This is a genomic window from Streptosporangium lutulentum (assembly GCF_030811455.1).
Classification (GTDB): Bacteria; Actinomycetota; Actinomycetes; order Streptosporangiales; family Streptosporangiaceae; genus Streptosporangium; species Streptosporangium lutulentum.
On sequence record NZ_JAUSQU010000001.1, the window covers coordinates 1,189,349 to 1,206,496 of the forward strand.

Annotated in this window: 13 protein-coding genes; 8 read left to right on the forward strand and 5 right to left on the reverse strand. The window is 69.1% G+C overall.

All coding sequences use genetic code 11. The features are described from left to right. Window positions 1-94 precede the first annotated feature (94 nt). Window positions 95-2,587, reverse strand: a complete 2,493-nt coding sequence (locus tag J2853_RS04885; protein ID WP_307555380.1) for a DEAD/DEAH box helicase — start codon at window positions 2,585-2,587, stop codon at window positions 95-97. A gap of 122 nt (window positions 2,588-2,709) precedes the next feature. After that, window positions 2,710-4,053: an acyltransferase family protein gene (locus J2853_RS04890; protein WP_307555382.1), complete on the reverse strand. Its 1,344-nt coding sequence runs from the start codon at window positions 4,051-4,053 to the stop codon at window positions 2,710-2,712. A gap of 194 nt (window positions 4,054-4,247) precedes the next feature. Here J2853_RS04890 and J2853_RS04895 point away from each other — a divergent pair, with 194 nt between their 5' ends. From J2853_RS04895 to J2853_RS04920, 6 genes are all read left to right on the forward strand, one after another. After that, the gene (locus J2853_RS04895) at window positions 4,248-5,498 is read left to right on the forward strand and encodes a sensor histidine kinase (protein ID WP_307555383.1); all 1,251 of its coding nucleotides are present in this window, start codon (window positions 4,248-4,250) and stop codon (window positions 5,496-5,498) included. Then, window positions 5,489-6,136, forward strand: a complete 648-nt coding sequence (locus tag J2853_RS04900) for a response regulator (protein WP_307555385.1) — start codon at window positions 5,489-5,491, stop codon at window positions 6,134-6,136. Before J2853_RS04895 ends, J2853_RS04900 begins: the two co-directional genes overlap by 10 nt. A gap of 291 nt (window positions 6,137-6,427) precedes the next feature. Then, window positions 6,428-7,459 (forward strand): ABC transporter substrate-binding protein, encoded by a 1,032-nt coding sequence (locus J2853_RS04905; RefSeq protein WP_307555387.1) that lies wholly within the window; start codon window positions 6,428-6,430, stop codon window positions 7,457-7,459. A 44-nt stretch (window positions 7,460-7,503) separates the two neighbouring features. Further along, window positions 7,504-8,319: a class I SAM-dependent methyltransferase gene (locus J2853_RS04910; RefSeq protein WP_307555389.1), complete on the forward strand. Its 816-nt coding sequence runs from the start codon at window positions 7,504-7,506 to the stop codon at window positions 8,317-8,319. 2 nt (window positions 8,320-8,321) lie between these two features. After that, the gene (locus J2853_RS04915; RefSeq protein WP_307555391.1) at window positions 8,322-9,107 is read left to right on the forward strand and encodes an ABC transporter permease; all 786 of its coding nucleotides are present in this window, start codon (window positions 8,322-8,324) and stop codon (window positions 9,105-9,107) included. Window positions 9,108-9,372: 265 nt separating this feature from the next. Further along, window positions 9,373-9,786 carry a universal stress protein gene (locus tag J2853_RS04920; RefSeq protein ID WP_307555393.1) on the forward strand — a complete coding sequence of 138 codons (414 nt, stop codon included), beginning with the start codon at window positions 9,373-9,375 and terminating at the stop codon, window positions 9,784-9,786. 1,935 nt (window positions 9,787-11,721) lie between these two features. On the opposite strand, the gene J2853_RS04925 is transcribed toward J2853_RS04920, so the two are convergent. Both J2853_RS04925 and J2853_RS04930 read right to left on the reverse strand, forming a co-directional pair. Next, a complete protein-coding gene (locus J2853_RS04925) occupies window positions 11,722-11,865 on the reverse strand; it encodes a hypothetical protein (RefSeq protein WP_307555395.1) in 144 nt (47 codons plus the stop codon). Between the two features lie 129 nt (window positions 11,866-11,994). Next, entirely contained in the window at window positions 11,995-12,396 is a 402-nt protein-coding gene (locus J2853_RS04930; RefSeq protein WP_307555396.1) for a GlcG/HbpS family heme-binding protein, read from the reverse strand. Window positions 12,397-12,883: 487 nt separating this feature from the next. Between J2853_RS04930 and J2853_RS04935 the strand changes: the two genes are divergently transcribed. Then, on the forward strand, window positions 12,884-13,786 hold the full coding sequence (locus J2853_RS04935; protein ID WP_307555398.1) for a class I SAM-dependent DNA methyltransferase: 903 nt from the start codon (window positions 12,884-12,886) through the stop codon (window positions 13,784-13,786). Window positions 13,787-13,821: 35 nt separating this feature from the next. After that, window positions 13,822-14,823 (forward strand): phosphotransferase enzyme family protein, encoded by a 1,002-nt coding sequence (locus tag J2853_RS04940; RefSeq protein ID WP_307555400.1) that lies wholly within the window; start codon window positions 13,822-13,824, stop codon window positions 14,821-14,823. A 369-nt stretch (window positions 14,824-15,192) separates the two neighbouring features. On the opposite strand, the gene J2853_RS04945 is transcribed toward J2853_RS04940, so the two are convergent. Further along, window positions 15,193-16,971: a tetratricopeptide repeat protein gene (locus J2853_RS04945; protein WP_307555401.1), complete on the reverse strand. Its 1,779-nt coding sequence runs from the start codon at window positions 16,969-16,971 to the stop codon at window positions 15,193-15,195. Window positions 16,972-17,148 lie beyond the last annotated feature (177 nt).

Here is a 17,148-nt window from a genome sequence, read left to right on the forward strand (position 1 = left end):
GGTCCTCCTCCGTCAGGCCCGCCGGCCCGGCGGCTTCCGTCAGGTACGGCGGACCCGGTGGCTTCCGTCAGGCCCGTCGGCCCGGCGGCTTTCGTCAGAGGCGGTTCAGGCCGATGACGTGGACGATGGCGCGCCCCTCCTCGTCGGAGGCGCCCAGGTCGACCTGGGCGTCGATGCCCCAGTCGCCGTCGCCCGCGGGGTCGGCGATGACCTGGCGAACCCTCCAGAACTCCGTCTCCTCCTGGATGCGGAGCAGGCCGGGGCCGCGGGCGTCCGGGCTGGTGCCGATCTCCTCGTGGTCGGCGTAGTAGGCGTCGAGCGCGGCTCCCCAGTCCACGTCGGGCGCCAGCTCGGCCAGCTCCTGCTCCTTCTCCAGGGAGGCCAGCTCGACCAGCCGGAACATCGCGTTGCGGACCAGCACGCGGAACGCGCGGGTGTTGGCGGTGACCGGCTTGGTCGTCTCCTCCAGCGAGGGCGCCTCCAGCTCGCCGGTCGGGTTCTGGAGCTGCTCCCACTCGTCCAGGAGGCTTGAGTCGACCTGGCGGACCAGCTCGCCGAGCCACTCGATGAGGTCGATCAGGTCCTCGGTCTTGAGGTTGTCGGGGATGGTCCGCGACAGGGTGCGGTAGGCGTCGGCGAGATAGCGCAGGACGGTGCCCTCGGACCTGGCCAGCTCGTAGAACTGGACGTAGTCGGCGAAGGTCATCGCCCGCTCGTACATGTCCCTGACGACGCCCTTGGGGCTGACCGTGTAGTCGCCGACCCAGGGGTGGCCCTGGCGGTAGGTCTCGTAGGCGGCCAGCAGCAGCTCCGCCAGCGGCATCGGATAGGTGACCTCGTTGAGGAGCTCCATCCGCTCCTCGTATTCGATGCCGTCGGCCTTCATCTGTGCGACGGCCTCGCCGCGCGCCTTGTTGAGCTGCGCGGACAGGATCTGGCGGGGGTCGTCGAGGATGGACTCGATGATCGAGACCATGTCCAGGGCGTAGGTCGGCGACTCCCGGTCCAGCACCTCCAGGGTGGCCAGCGCGAAGGTGGACAGCGCCTGGTTGAGCGCGAAGTCTTCCCGGAACTCGATGGTCAGGCGGGCCATCCGGCCCTGCTCGTCGGGCTCGTCCAGCTTCTCCACGACGCCGCCGGCCAGCAGCGAGCGGTAGATCGCGATGGCCTGGCTGATGTGCCGCCGCTGCCACTTCCGATCTTCGTGGTTGTCGGTGAGCAGGTGCTTCATCGACGCGAAGCAGTCGCCGGGGCGGTTGATCACCGCGAGCAGCATCGCGTTGCTGACCTTGAAACGGGAGTTCAGCGGCTCGGGCTCGGCGGACTGCAGCTTCTCGAAGGTCTCCTCGCTCCAGCCGACGAAACCCTCCGGCGGCTTCTTCCGCGCGTAGCCGCGTCTCCGCTTGGGATCGTCACCGATCTTGGCCAGTGCCTTCTCGTTCTCGACGACGTGGTCGGGGGCCTGACAGACGACGTAGCCGATGGTGTCGAAGCCCGCCCGCCCGGCCCGGCCGGCGATCTGGTGGAACTCGCGGGCGCGCAGCCGCCGCACCTTGTTGCCGTCGTACTTCGACAGCGCGGTGAACAGCACGGTCCTGATCGGCACGTTGACGCCGACGCCCAGCGTGTCGGTGCCGCAGATGACCTTCAGCAGGCCCGCCTGGGCGAGCCGCTCCACCAGGCGGCGGTATTTCGGGAGCATTCCGGCGTGGTGGACGCCGATGCCGTGCCGTACGAGACGGGACAGGGCCCTGCCGAACTTGGTGGTGAACCGGAAGTGGCCGATCATCGCGGAGATCGCCTCCTTCTCGGCCTTGGTCGACATGTTGATGCTCATCAGCGCCTGCGCCCGCTCCATGGCCGAGGCCTGGGTGAAGTGGACGACGTAGACCGGATACTGGTTGGTGGTGAGCATCTCCTCCAGGGTCTCGTGGAGGGGGGTCATCCGGTAGGAGTAGACCAGCGGGACCGGGCGCTCGGCGTTCTTGACGACGGCGGTGGGCCTGCCGGTACGGCGGGTCAGGTCCTCCTCGAACCTGGTGACGTCGCCCAGCGTCGCCGACATGAGGATGAACTGGACGTTCGGCAGCTCCAGCAGCGGCACCTGCCAGGCCCAGCCCCGGTCGGCCTCGGAGTAGAAGTGGAACTCGTCCATCACGACCTGGCCGATGTCGGCGGCGGCGCCGTCACGCAGCGCGACGTTGGCGAGGATCTCGGCGGTGCAGCAGATGATCGGCGCGCCGGGGTTGACGCTCGCGTCGCCGGTCATCATGCCGACGTTCGCGGTGCCGAAGACGGCGCACAGGTCGAAGAACTTCTCCGACACCAGCGCCTTGATCGGCGCGGTGTAGAAGGTGCGCACGTCCCGGGTCAGCGCGGTGAAATGCGCTCCGGCGGCGACCAGGCTCTTTCCCGACCCCGTCGGCGTGGACAGGATCACGTTGTTTCCGGAGACCACCTCGATCAGCGCCTCCTCCTGCGCCGGATAGAGGGTGAGCCCCCGTTCGGAGTTCCATTCGACGAACGCGTCGAAGATGGCGTCGGGGTCGGCATCGATCTCTTCTGGCAGGCGATCTACAAGGCTCACAGTCCAATACTGCCGAAGAACTGACGGTGGTCGAACCGGCCTCGGCAACGGATGCGCCTGTGTTCCCCACGAGATACGGCATATTAAGTGATTAAAGCTTCACAATCATACTAAAAAGGGATTTAAAGGGACTTGCTGAAGGAGGGGGCGGGGGCATCCGGCGACGTCGCGGCCGTGGACGGGCCGGGCCGAGAGGGAGCGGGGGCCGACCAGGTGAGCGCCAGACCGGCCAGGATCGCGCCCGCGCCGAGCACCGGCGCCGTACCGGGGACGAAACCGATCACCGTGAACGTGAGCAGGCCCGCCCCGACCAGCGCGGCGGCCACCATGATCCTGACCATCCCCCCGGTGTACGGCGAGGCCGCCGGGGGCTCCTCGAACCGGGCGAAGCTCCGCAGCAGCGGCCACATCGCCAGGGTGAGCATGATCAGCCAGTGCGGCCAGCCCGACAGCCAGGCCGAGGTCCCCGGCTCGGGGGTGGAGACCCCCAGACCCACCACGACCACCGAGGTGATGACGAACAGCGCGCTCATGTGCCACAGGTAGACGGTCATCATCCGGCGGCCGGCCCAGCCGAGCATCCGCGACACCCCCGGCCACTGCGCGAACGCCACGATCGGCCGGCGCAGCGCGAGCGCCAGCCCGATCTGGCCGAATCCCACCGCGAGCAGCGCGACCGTGGGCGGCGCCATGTTGGAGACGGCCGCGCCCGGCATCCCGATCATGCTGCCCGGATAGGGCCCGAAGGCCACCAGCGCCGCGGCCAGGCCGTACCCGGTGAGCGCCATGGTCCAGGGACGGCCCAGGCGGCCGTCGGCGTAGAGGAAGCCGAACTGGTGCACCGCGAGCCAGACCAGCCCGATGTTGAGGAACCCGATCACTTCCAGGCCGGTGCCGAACCGGGCGGCGTCCACCGCCACGGCCGCCACCGCCAGCAGCGCGGGCACGCGCCAGCCGTACACCATGTTGAGCCTGAGCATGAACGGGGTCATCGTCACCGCGACCAGGTAGATCGCCAGGAACCAGAGCAGCTGCCCGGCCAGGCGCGAGGCCGTCTCCACCGGCTGCTCCGGCATGCCGAGCCACAGCAACAGGTGGGGGAGGGGCAGCCACACCGCCGCGAGCGGCAGCACCGGCCAGGCGAGGCGGCGCAGCCGTACCGCCGTCCAGGCGGGAGCCGTACCGCCGCGCCGGACCGTACCCCGCCAGCTGATCGCGTTGGCCGCGCCGCCCGCGAAGAAGACCAGCGGCATCACCTGGCTGATCCACGTGATCATCCAGGCGTTCCCGCCGGACAGCGCGTTGCCGGTCACGATCCGGCCTTCGGCGAAGGAGAGCACCGGCATGCTCCAGTGCTGCAGCACCACCAGCGCCATGCCGAACAGGCGCAGCACGTCGATGAGCGGATCACGCCCCGGCGACGGTGGCGCGGTGGGTACGGCCGGACGGGAGATGACTGCGGTCACCGGGGCCTCGATTCCTCAGGGATTCCTCAGGGGATGGTGATCCGAGCCTCTCTCGGGGGCCCCACCGGCACAGTCACGCCCGCAACAGTCTTCGTGACGCGATCACCTCACCGTGAGAGGTAGTGCCTGCCTCACCCCCGTACGCCAGCGCACCGGTTGGATGCGCCGGGCCCCGCGCTCGTAGCGTTAGGGGCATGAGAACCCTGATGCGCCGCATAGGTACCGACACCCGGTACCTCATCGTCGGCTTCCCCCTCTCCATCATCTGGTTCGTGCTGATGGTCGCCGGCTTCGCCGCGGGGGTCGGCTCGATGGTCGCGTTCGTGGGCCTGCCGATCCTGGCGGTGACGCTGCTGGTCGCACGGGGTTTCGCCGACGTCGAGCGGCGCTGGCTGCCCGAGGTGCTGGGCCGCCAGGTCGCCCGCCCGCGCTACCAGCCCGCGCCCGCGAACGCCGGCTGGTTCCGCAGGCTGGTGAACCCGATGATCAACGGGCAGTCGTGGCTGGACCTGCTCTACGGCATCGTCGCCTTCCCGATCTCCATCGTGACCTTCGTCGTGACGGTGGTCTGGTGGGCGGGGGCGATCGCCGGTCTCACCTACCCGCTCTACGGATGGATCATCGCCGCCATCCCCGGCAACGACGGAGGGCTCGCCCATCTCCTCGGGTTCGGGGACAGGCTGTGGTTCGACACGATCATCAATGTCGTCATCGGCCTGCTGTTCGCGCTCACCCTCCCGATGTTCGTGCGCGGTGCCGCGCTGTTCCAGGCGGGGCTCGGCCGGGCCATGCTGACCGGGGTCGCCGAGCTGCACGAGCGCATCGACGACCTGGCCGAGGGCAGGGCCGCCGCGGTGTCGGCCGAGGCGAACGCGCTGCGCCGGCTGGAGCGTGACATCCACGACGGGCCGCAGCAGCGCCTGGTCTCCCTGGCCATGGACCTGTCGCGGGCCCAGCGCCAGCTCAAGCGCGACCCCGAGGCCGTCGACCGGATGCTCGGCCAGGCCATCACCTCCACCCGCGAGACCCTGGACGAGCTGCGCGCCCTCTCCCGCGGCATCGCCCCGCCGATTCTGAGCGACCGGGGCCTGGCTCCCGCGCTCGCCGCGCTGGCCAGCCGCTGCACGATCCCCGTCGAGCTGGACGTCCAGGTGACCGGGCGCTTCACCGCCGCGGTGGAGAACACCGTCTACTTCGTCGTCGCCGAGACCCTCACCAACGTCGCCAAGCACAGCCACGCCACGGTCTGCACCGTGGCGCTGACCAGAACCGGTAACTTCCTGATGCTGACAATCGGGGATGATGGGGTCGGCGGCGCACATGTCGCCAAAGGACATGGTCTGTCCGGCCTCGCCGACCGTTTGAAGGCGGTGGACGGAGAGCTCACGGTCGACTCATCCGTCGGAGGACCGACGGTGATAGTTGCGGAGGTTCCGTGCGGGTAGTGGTGGCCGACGACGCAGTGCTCATCCGAGAGGGTCTGATCAGACTCCTTGAGGAGTTCGGTTGCCAGGTGGTCGCCGCCGTGGGGGACGGCGACAGCCTGGTCGAGGCCATCGCGGAACACCGGCCGGACGTCTCGGTGGTGGACGTGCGGATGCCGCCCGGCTTCACCGACGAGGGGCTGCGGGCCGCGGTCGAGGCGCGCCGGAGGGTGCCGGGCGCGCCGGTGCTGATCCTGTCCCAGTACGTGGAGGTGTCCTATGCGGACGACCTGCTCGCCGACGCCAGGGGCGCGGTGGGCTACCTGCTCAAGGACCGGGTCGTGGACGTGGACGACTTCATGGGGGGCCTGCGCACGGTCGCGGCCGGAGGAACGGTCTTCGACCCGCAGGTGGTGGCTCAGCTGATGGTACGGCGACGCCGCGACGACCCGCTCGCCCTGCTCACCCCGCGAGAGCGCGAGGTGCTCGGCCTGATGGCCGAGGGCAGGTCCAACCCGGCCATCGGCCGCCAGCTCGTGATCAGCGACGGCGCCGTGGAGAAGCACATCCGCAGCATCTTCGCCAAGCTCGGCCTGTACGCCGAGGACGGTGACCAGCATCGACGCGTCCTCGCCGTTCTGGCCTACCTGCGTTCCTGACGCGCGTACGGCGCGCTCCGGGCGGGTGTCCCCGGGATCACCCTCGCCTGCGCTGACAGCCGGGCGAAGGTCGGCCGGGTTGTCATCCGCGCCCACGGCGTGAAGGAGCGCCTCGCGAAAGGCCGGTACGGCTCGCACCGGACTTTCGCCTGTTCGCCGGGACCGGCCGGCCCAGGTGCGGACTCCATGAATCCCTGTCAAATAGATCTACTTAAGCCTGACATATCAGAGTAAGATCCAGTCGATTGCGCTGTCCGCACCATTGCCAACGCCCCTTTCTGGAGGCAACGGATGAGGCGAGCCCGCACGTTGACGGCATTGCTGACCGCCCTGACACTGGTGGCCGCCACCGGCTGCGGAGGTGACACGCAGGCAGAACCGGCGCAATCCGCGGACGACGTCACCTACATCACCGCCTTCGGCGCGGCCGGGCGCGACGCCTTCGCGTGGATCGCCGAGGAAAAGGGGTACTTCCGGGAGGCCCGCCTCAACGTGCGGATCGAACTGGGCAAGGCGGGCGGCGAGAACCTCAAGGCGATGGCCTCCGGGCAGGTCCAGTTCGCGAACCTGGACCTCACCGGCGCGATGATCTCAGCGGGCGCCGCGGGAGGCAAGGGCTACAGGGACTTCCGCGCCATCCTCGCCGTCCACCAGCAGACCCTGGTCTCCATCATGAGCATGGAGGGGACGGGGATCACCACGCCCAAGGACCTCGCGGGCAAGAAGATCGCCGCGGCCGCCAACTCGGTGAACCAGTTGCTCTTCCCCGGTTACGCCAAGCTCGCGGGCATCGAGGCATCCGGGGTCCGCTGGGTCGCCGTGCAGCCGGTCCAGCTGGGAAGCACCTTGGCCAGTGGCCAGGTCGACGCGCTGAGCACGTTCCTCATCGGCAGCCCCACCATCGAGAAGGCCACGATGCAGGCGAAGCAGAAGAAGCTCGTCGTGTTCCCCTACAGCGAGTATCTGCCCGACCTGTTCGGCAACGCGGTGCTCACCACGACCGAGCTCGCCACGAAGAACCCGGACCTGGTCAAGCGGTTCCGCGAGGCACTGCGCAAGGCCCTGGTGTACACCGTCGAGCACCCCGACGAGGCCGCCGCGCTGCTGCACCGCAAGCAGCCGGAGACCGCCGCCGACGCCGCGAGCCAGGAGATCAAGCTGATGACACCGTCGGTGACGGCGGAGGGCACGGGCGCGTCGATCGGCCTGATCAGCAGGACCCGCGTGCTCGGAGCCATCGAGAGCCTGCGGAGCGCCGGGCTCGTCGAATCGGCCATGACCCCCGAGGACCTCGTCGCCTTCGACCTCATGCCGAGCGGCTGACCTCGGGTTTCCCTTCCGTCGTCCCTGGACCAGAGGAGTGTTCGTTGGCCGCGTCAACCGACCCGGAGGCACCGTCGTACGCGTTCGACAACAACGACCCGGAAGCCGCGCACCGGCACGACTACCTCGCGTCGATGCTCGACGGGCTGACCGGGTCACGGCTCGCCGAACTCGGCGACCTGACCGGGCGGCGATGCCTGGAGATCGGCGCCGGGGCCGGGAGCATCGCCGCCTGGCTGGCCAAAAGGACAGGACCGGAGGGCCGGGTGCTGGCGACCGACGTCAACACCCGCCACCTGCCCCTCGACGCCGGGTTCGACGTGCGACGCCACGACATCGTCTCGGAGCCGGTCCCGGAAGGACCGTGGGACGTGATCCACGCGCGTCTGGTGCTCGTGCACTTCCCCGAGCGTCACGACATCCTGCGCCGCCTGGCGGCCGCCCTCGCCCCGGGCGGAGCACTGGTCGTCGAGGATTTCGAGAACACGTTCCGCAAGGGCGTGCTCTCGGCCCCCACCCCGGAGGCCGAGGGGTTGCTCGACGCCTACCAGGACAGCCTCGTCAGGTGGGCCTTCCCCGCCCACGGCATCGATCCCGCCTGGGCCGGCCGGATGCATGCCGCGATGCTCGCCGAGGGACTGGTCGACGTCGACACCGTCGTGCACGCGCGGTCATGGCAGGGAGGCACGGCGGGGGCGCTGCTGATCGCGGCGAACATCGCCCAGGCGCGTGACAGCTTCCTCGCCGCCGGAATGAGCGCCGCCCAGCTGGAGGAACTCGACCGCCTGACCAGGGACCCGCGGCTGGTGGTGCGCAACCCGCTCACCTACTCCACCATCGGCCGCAGGCCGGGCGGCTGACGGTGGAGAACGGCACCGGGGCGCGGCCGGCACGGACCTACCTGCCGGCGGCGCTTCCCGTCCTCGCCGGGACGGCGGTGGTGGCGGCGTGGTGGCTGTCCACCGTCGTCTTCGGCATCAAGCCGTTCATCCTGCCCGCGCCCCCGGACATCGTCCGCTCGTTCGCGGACATGCCCGGCTACCTGATGAGCCAGGCGTGGGCGACTCTGGTCGAGACGGTCGCCGGATTCGGTCTCGCCGTGGTGATCGGACTGCTGTCCGCGATCCTGCTGACGGCGTCGCGGACCGTCGAACGCGCGGTCCTCCCGCTGCTGGTCGCCGCGAACGCCGTCCCCAAGGTCGCGGTGGCGCCCCTGCTGGTGGTCTGGCTGGGCTTCGGCTCGGTACCGAAGATCTGCATGGTCGTCCTGATCTCCCTCTTCCCGATCGTGGTGGCCACCATGTCGGGGCTGACCTCGACGCCCGTGGAACTGACCGAGCTGGCGAGGTCGCTGTCCGCGTCCCGTGGACAGACCTTCGTGAAGCTGCGCATCCCCTGGGCGCTGCCCCAGATCTTCGTCGGGCTCAAGGTCGCCGTCACACTCGCGGTCGTCGGCGCCGTCGTCGGGGAGTTCGCCGGCGGCGACCAGGGGCTCGGCTACGTCATCGTCGCGTCCGGCGCGTCCGCGGACACCTCGCTGGCGTTCGCCGCGATGACGCTGCTGAGCGTGATGAGCGTGACCCTCTTCTACCTCGTGGTCACCGTCGAGCGGCTTCTCCTGCCGTGGGCCCGCGAGATCACCGGCTGAGCTCGTCGCCTCCGTGAGGGGTGCCCCCCGCCGCTCCGGCGCGATCGCCGGGCGTATGCTGCGGCGTGCGGCTGGATCATCGGTATCGCCCTGCTCGCTGCGGCTTTCTTCGTCGGCCGGGCCGCCGGAGGACACCGCTGTCCGACGGTGAGGGGAGTCGTTCACGGCCCGTGGTCGTCCGTGAGCTCGCCGACCTCGCCGGTGCCGTCACGCTGTTTCCGGCGGGATCGTCCCGCCGTCGTTCGCGTCGTGACCGGGGGAACTCATGTACAAGCACATCCTTACTGCGATTGACAACTCGCCTCGGGCGGATCGAGTGCTCGACGCCGTGCGGTATCTGGCCGGCGTCACCGGTGCGGACGTTCATGTCCTGCACGCGGAGGAGAGAGAGATCTTCGCCGACCAGGTGGTCGACATGGAGACCGACGAGGAGGCCCGCGCCGTTGTGGACGGCGCGGTGGCTCGCCTGCGCGAAGCGGGGGTCACGGTCGAGGGCGAGGTCATCCACGTCCTGCGCGAGGGCGTGCCCGCCAACATCCTGAAGCGGGCTCGCGAGCTGGGCAGCGACCTCATCGTGCTCGGTCCCCGTCACCACGGCAGGCTCGGGGCCCTGCTCGGTTCCAGCGTCAGTCACGAGGTCAGCCTGCACGCCTCCGTCTCGATGCTGCTGGTCGTCTGACGGCGGCGTACGGGGGAGCCGTGCCCACGGGCAGTAGATTCAGGTCGATTTCACATTGAGCCTGAATAGTTGCCATAAAGATTGTTAAAGTCAGGGGCGGCTAACGTTTTTATTTGACGGTACCATTTGTTTGCCCTGTCTGAACTGCGTCGACATGTTATGCGCCGGCCTCCGGAGTACCCTCCTGATCGCTACCATTTCCGTGGTAGCACGGTGGATCCGATATTTTCGGAATCGGGAACGACATGGGAAATCGATTGCTTTCTTGCAAGATTAGATGGGCGCCAGGAAACCTCTCCAGCGGTCACGTCGGAGCTTTATCCGTCGCGGCGGCAGTCGGCATCGTTCTGATGTCGTCGAACGAGGTGCCGGCGAACGCCGCCACCTGGAAAGCGGAAGCCGCCCACTCCTATTCGCAAAACAACCGCATTTCCAAAAACGGGAACGGCTGCGAATGCCGCAAGCATCCCTGCAAGTGCCGCAGGCATTCCTGCGGTTGCCGCGGGCATTCCTGTGAATGCTGTGGGCGTCCCTGCCACCGTGGTCCGGAGGGTCCGGCGGGCAGGCGTGGTCTTCCCGGCCCCGCCGGTCTTCCGGGCCCTGCGGGTCGTCCCGGGCTTCCTGGGCCTCCGGGCCTTCCTGGGCTTCCGGGTCCTGCCGGTCCTCCCGGGCTTCCTGGGCTTCCGGGTCCCGTCGGGGTTCCGGGTCCTGCGGGTCGTCCCGGGCTTCCCGGGCCTCCGGGCTTTCCTGGGCTTCCGGGCCCTGCGGGTCGTCCTGGGCCTCCGGGTCTTCCGGGTCTTCCGGGACCCGTCGGTCCTCCCGGTCCCGCCGGGATGGACGGAGCGGAAGGCCTGCAAGGACCGCAGGGACTCCCCGGTCCGCAGGGAGTCCCGGGCCCTGCAGGTCCGCAGGGACCCGAGGGCGCCGAAGGTCCTCCGGGAGCCTCGGTTCTGGTCGGCCCACAGGAGCTTCAAGGGGTTTCCGAGCCGCGGGAAGCCTTGGTTGCGGGCGGTCCGCAGGAGTCCGCGGGCGTCGAGAGCCCCCGGGGAGTCCTGCCTCTGGAGCCTCTGGGGGGCGCGGGCCCCCGGGGAGTCCTGCCCCTGGAACCGCAGGGGAGTGCGGACCTCGAGGGAGTCCTGCCTCTGGAGCCTCAAGGCGTCGCGGACCTCGGGGGAGTCTCGGTTCTCACCGGTTCGCAGGAATACGAGGAGGTCATCACACGGCAGGATGTGACCGGCCCGCTAGAGGCCCGGGGCCTGCCGGGCATTCCCAGCCTTCAAGGCGTGCTGGGTCCGCGGGGGCTCGACGGCCTGATCGGCCCCATTCTCAAAGACATATTGGGTCAGCACGGACTTGAAAGTCTGATGGGCCTGAGAGGGCTCGACGGCCCGGTCGGCCCGCAGGTTATGCACGGTATCCAGGGAACGCCCGGTATTCGGGGAACGCACAGCGTGAAAGACATGACGGGCTCTCAGGAAATCCAGGTCTGTCGCCTACGCGCGGAGCGGTCCTGTCTTTCGGCGGGTTCTCTACCGCAATGGCCCAACGCACGAAGCAATATGACATTCCGGAGTAACAACGAGTTCGTGAAATCCACGGATTGGCATCGCTATCTCCCTTCGGAAGTCAGGGAAAGATTCATCATGAGGTGATCTCGGCCGGGCGCGAATACGCCCGCACGGCTCCGGCTCGTCCTCGTCGCCCTCGACCGGCGATCCCGAATCACCCCGTTTTTCCCGGGCGCTCGGGGGCGGGTTCGGAGACCCGGCCGTGAACGGGGTCCGGGCCCGGTCCGGCCGGCGGATCGGGTTCACGGGCCCGGCCGTACCCCTGTCGTCCGGACAGGGGTACGGGCCCGAGGAAGGGTGCGGCGTGGGCGGAGTCCGGCAGCCGGGGCGGCCCGCCCATCGGCCGCGTTTCACCTCATGGAAACCCCTAGCCGTTGATCAGCGACGTCTCGGACAGCGTGAGCAGGAACGCGCCGGCGGCGAGCAGGGCGATCGGCCAGGATCGGCTGATGGCTGACCAGATCGTGGCGGCCAGAAAACAGACCAGCGCGAGCAGCACGATGACATCCATCGAAATCCTCCAAGGAGTGAGACCCGTCAGGCGATCACCGCCTGGGGCAGGCCTCCTCTGCCCCTCCGGCACCGGAGGTAACATCGAAGTCCCTGGAACAAAGGGGATCCGCCGTACCCGGCCGCCGGGCTAGGTCCCTTCCCAGAGCGCGGCGGCGGTCTCGGCGCAGGCCACGTCCTGGGCGACGCTGCCGCCGCTGACGCCGACCGCGCCCACCACCCGGTGATCCTCGCCGGGTTCCCTGAGCGGAATGCCGCCGCCGAAGCACACGTACCGGTCTCCGGCGAGGCCGTACAGCTCTCCGCCCGGCACGACCAGCGGCGCGAGGTCGGCGGTGGACATGCGGTGGGCCACCGCGGTGTAGGCCTTGCCGGGGGCGAGGACCGGGCCGGCGATCTCCGCGCCGTCCATCCGCTGGAACGCGACCAGATGCCCGCCCGCGTCCACCACCGCGACCGAGATCAGCGCTCCCTCCCTCCCGGCCTGCTTCACCGCGGCCTCACACATGCGCAGCGCGAGTTCGAGATTCATCGAGCCCCCTTGCAGCCGTGAAAGCCTTCGACCCGGGCAATCCACTCCGTATCCACCGGCGACCGGATGACGCGAGATCTCGTGTAAAGCCCTCATATAAGACCCGACGCCTTGCGGGCCCGCATGGAGGACCGGTGGGGGCTCGCGATTCGTCCGCCCGGAGAGAACGCGCGGGCGGACCGGACGGCCGGATCCTTCACACCGGAGACGGCGGGGGCGGACGAGGGGCGGGCCGGTCGGGGGCGGGCAAAAGAGGTCCGGGGTGTCAGGTCGCAGGAGTGCCAGGATTCGGGGCGGCGATGACAAAGATGTCAAGATCAGGAGGGTCAAGGTCAACGGCGTGTCGAGACCGGAGGGGTCAAGGTCAACGGGTGATGAAATCACCATTCTCGCCGTCGCCACGGTGAGTGGCGGTGCAATTACCTTCGGATACGATCCCGTCATCATCGGCGAGTCCGTCAAGATATCGGCCTGACTCAGGAGAGGCATGCACAGTCATAACCGCGCAAGCATCGGCCACCAGATCAAATACGCCCTCCGCCGTCCTCAGCGGATTCCGCGACACGTGAGACGGCTGAGCAGGAACGCGTGGCTGCGCCTGAGCACGCGTGACCACATCGACTACTACCGTGCCGTCATGAAGTCGGACGTCTCCCGGAGTTCGGAGAGGGCCGTGGGCAGCAAGTCCCACGGACGCTGGCTCGCTCTCGGCCAGATGCAGTTCGATTACCTGGAGCGGCACGGGCTGAGGCCGGAGCACCGCATGCTGGAGATCGGCTGCGGCAATCTGCGTGCCGGGCGGCTGTTCATCGACTATCTGGACACCGGCAACTACTACGGCATCGACATCTCGCCCGACGTCCTGATGGCGGCTCAGGGCACCCTCGTCGACCACGGCCTGCGCGACAAGCTCCCCCACCTCATGCCGGTCAAGGACCTGCGCTTCGCCGCCCTGCCCGACGAGATGTTCGACGTGGTCCACGCCCACAGCGTCTTCTCCCACTCCCCGCTCCACGTGATCGAGGAGTGTTTCCAGCACATCGGCCGGATCATGAAGCCGGACGGCTGGTTCGACTTCACCTTCGACCGCACGGAGGGCAAGGAGCACCAGATCCTGCGCGAGGACTTCTACTACCGCACGGAGACCCTGCTGGCGCTGGCCGACAAGCACGGTCTCCGCGGGACCTTCATGGACGACTGGGAGCGGCTCCGGCACAGGCAGTCGAAGATCCGCGTCACGCATCCCGGCGCCGCGCCTGTCACGGGGCGTGCCGCGGCGGGGCGTCCCAAGGACGAGGCGGGGCGTCCCAAGGACGAGGCGGGGCGTCCCAAGGACGAGCGGCGCGAGCAGCGCCCCGAGGCGAGCCAGATGGCGCAAGATCTCCGATAGGATCCAGCACTTTGGGTGACTCACCTGGAGGACCGATGCGGGCCCACGACCTGTCCGCGGGGGGAGCCGTGCTGGCCCGCGTGCACGAGGCCGCCCGTACGGCGGTGCGGATGCACGACCTGCCCGAGGCCGAGATCACGCTGATCAACGTGTCGGAGAACGCCACCTACCGGGTGGACGACCCGGTCACCGGGAAGCGGGCGATCCTGCGGGTGCACCGCCTCGGCTACCACTCCACGAGGGCGATCCTCTCCGAGCTCGACTGGCTGGAGGCGCTCCGCGAACAGGCCGGGGTCCGCACTCCCAGGGTGCTCCCGGCCCCCGACGGCTCCCGGGTGCTCACCGTCCCCGGGGCGGAGCCCCGCGACTGCGTGATGTTCGAGTTCCTGCCCGGGGCCGAACCGTCGCAGGACCGGCTGGTGGCCGACTTCGAGCGGCTCGGCGCCATCACCGCGCGGATGCACCGGCACGCGCGCGGCTGGTCGCGTCCGGCGGGATTCACCCGCTTCCACTGGGATTACGAGGCCGCCCTGGGGGCCGAGTCGCGATGGGGCCGCTGGCAGGACGGGATGGGGGTGGGGACCGAGGCGTCGGCCGTCCTGGATCGCCTGGACAAGGAGGTGCGCGAGCGGCTGCACGGGTTCGGCCGGGGTCCCGGCCGTTACGGCCTGATCCACGCCGACCTGCGGACGGCCAACCTGCTCGTGGTGGGCGACGAGCCGCCCAGCGTCATCGACTTCGACGACTGCGGCTTCGGCTGGTACCTCTACGATCTGGCCGCCGCCGTCAGCTTCATCGAGCACCACCCGCAGGTCCCCGAGATGGTCGCGTCATGGGTGCGGGGCTACCGGACCGTGCTTGACCTCCCGGTCGAGGACGAGGCCGAGATCTGGACGTTCGTCATGTTCCGCCGCCTGCTGCTGGTCGCCTGGATCGGCACCCACACCGGGGTGGAGATCGCCGCCGAGCTCGGCGCCGGCTACACCGAGGGCACCTGCGAGCTCGCCGAGCGCTATCTCGGCGGCCTGCTCCGCTGATCGCGCCTCGTGATCCCCGGCCCCGGTCTCCCGCCGTCCGTCGCGTTCCGTATTCTCCCGATCCCATTCTCCGGCTTCCCGCCCGGCGCCGTTTTCCCGGCCTCCCGCCGATCAATACACGGCCGTCCCCGGATATCCGATGAAAATTTTCCGCGGGCCGCGCGCCGGGCGACGGTCTGATCGATGAATTTCACCGGAGCGGGCCCTTCGCCGGGGCGCGGCTCCCATTTGGAGAATGAGATCTCAGTGTCTGCCTCAATACGCTTGGTTAGGTAAATGAATTGTTACTCAACCGGACATTAACCGTGGCCCCGCGGCACGCGAGTTTTCTCTCCCGCGGACGATCTCGCCGGACGGGTGGAGCACGGTTCAGGACGTCAGCGCGCGGCGGATGTCGTCGTCGTCCGGAGCCAGTTCCATCGCGCGGGTGAGGTCGGCCAGTGCCTCCTCGTCGCGTCCGGAGGCACGCAGCGCCATCGCGCGGTTGAAGAGCAGGGCGGGGTCCGCGCCCGGTTCGAGGGCGTGGGTGAAGTCGGAGACGGCGCCCTCGGGGTCACCCATCTCGAAGGCGAGCATCCCCCGGTTGGCCCAGGCCGCGGCCAGCGAGGGGGAGAGCTCCAGCGCCTGGTCGAAGGCGACCCGCGCCTTGCGGTGACGGCCCTCGGCCATCTCCACCTGACCGAGGGCGCACAGCAGGTACGGGTTGGCCGGATCCAGGGCGAGCCCGGCCTCCGCGTCCGCCCTGGCCTTGCCGTACTCCCCGAACGCGACCAGCAGTCCGGCTCGGTTGGCCAGCCCGTCCACGAACTCCGGGTCCAGCTCCAGCGCGTGGTCCAGATCGCTGAGCGCGCCCCGGTGGTCTCCGGTGGAGAAGCGGATCTCGGCCCGGTTGTAGAACGGCTCGGGGAAGGGCGGGCCGACCCGCATCGCGGTCTCGTAGTCGGCGGTCGCCTCGTCCAGGCGGCCCAGCCGGTGCAGCAGGTTGCCCCGGTCGATGTAGTAGTCGGGGTAGCCGGGGTCGGCGGCGATCACCGCGTTCAGGTCCTCCAGCGCCTCCTCCGGGCGGCCCAGCATGACGGTGAGCTGCGCCCTGTTGGCCAGCAGTACCAGCCGGTGGATCGGGTGCTCGCCGGGCAGCAGGTCGCGTTCGGCCAGCTCGACGGCCTCCTGGACCAGTTCGAGCGCCTTCGCGGGGCGGCCCAGCCGTACTTCCACGAGCGCCCGGCCGTTGAGGTCGAAACCCAGCTTGAACGCCCGCTCGCGCGGGTCGGGAAGCAGCGAGGAGATGGCGATGGCCTGGTTCACCCAGGCCAGCGCGGAGTTCGGGTCGCGCTGGACCGGATCGTGGTGGCGGACCTTCAGCATCCCGGTGGAGTAGGCGGCGGAGGCGTGGACGCTCGGGCAGACGCTTTCGCGCCTGGCCAGCTCGAACAGGGCCTCCGCCTCCTCCTCCCGGTTCAGGGAGCTCAACGCGGTCGCGGCGCTGTGCAGGAGGCGCCACCAGAGATCGGGGTCCGTGGCCGGGTCGGCGAGTCTCAGCGCGCGCCGGCCCAGCTCCACCACGGCGTCGTGGCAACCGGCCTCCAGGCACCACTCCACCGCGAACCTGTACGCCTCCAGCGCTTTGCGCGGGTCGCTGCCGTGCTCACGGTGGTAGGGAATCGCCCCGAGCCGCGCGCCGATCGTTCCTTCGCGTTCCAGTTCGTCGGCGCGGGCGTCATGCTCCTCCGCGCCGAGGGACTCTTCGGACACGGCCTGGCCGCCGGTCACCACGGTCAGCAGTTGCGGGCCGATCCGGCGTCTCAGCACCGTCAGGAGCTCAAGGTCGGTGGGGTCGGCCTCGTGGATGTTCTCGACGACCAGGGTCCGGGGACCGGTTTCGGTCAGGTATTCGAGGAGGAACTCGGCCAGCCCATTGGACAGGCGAAGCGTACGGCGCGGGGCGTGGACCAGGATCCGTTCCGCGCTGGGCAGATGCATGGCCGCCGACTGGCGCCGGGCGGGGATCAGCTCATGCGTGTCGGGCGACATGGCACGCAGCTCTATGTCGTACCGGGCGACCAGCTCCGGCCGGGCGGCGGGTACCAGGGCGGAGACGATCGCGCCTCCTGCGGTGTACGGCCCGCGCAGGCGCCGATTGGCGTCCACGGGAGGCAGTAAAAGGGCAGGAAGAGGTGGTTTCCCCGATGGGTGCGATCCCCGACTCACCGGTCTCCTTTACATCAAACTGTCAAATTATTCATGATATCAAGCTATCTCATGTTACAAGCCGGCGCCCATTGCTGGGCGCCGGTTCTGTGACTTCGATCTCAGCCGACGTGCTTA

Bases quoted from the DNA above. Each gene is read 5' to 3' on its own strand.
- J2853_RS04930 (WP_307555396.1), bottom strand. From the start codon at position 12,396: ATGAATCTCGAACTCGCGCTGCGCATGTGTGAGGCCGCGGTGAAGCAG.
- J2853_RS04905 (WP_307555387.1), top strand. From the start codon at position 6,428: ATGAGGCGAGCCCGCACGTTGACGGCATTGCTGACCGCCCTGACACTG.
- J2853_RS04925 (WP_307555395.1), bottom strand. From the start codon at position 11,865: ATGGATGTCATCGTGCTGCTCGCGCTGGTCTGTTTTCTGGCCGCCACG.
- J2853_RS04940 (WP_307555400.1), top strand. From the start codon at position 13,822: ATGCGGGCCCACGACCTGTCCGCGGGGGGAGCCGTGCTGGCCCGCGTG.
- J2853_RS04935 (WP_307555398.1), top strand. From the start codon at position 12,884: ATGCACAGTCATAACCGCGCAAGCATCGGCCACCAGATCAAATACGCC.
- J2853_RS04920 (WP_307555393.1), top strand. From the start codon at position 9,373: ATGTACAAGCACATCCTTACTGCGATTGACAACTCGCCTCGGGCGGAT.
- J2853_RS04895 (WP_307555383.1), top strand. From the start codon at position 4,248: ATGAGAACCCTGATGCGCCGCATAGGTACCGACACCCGGTACCTCATC.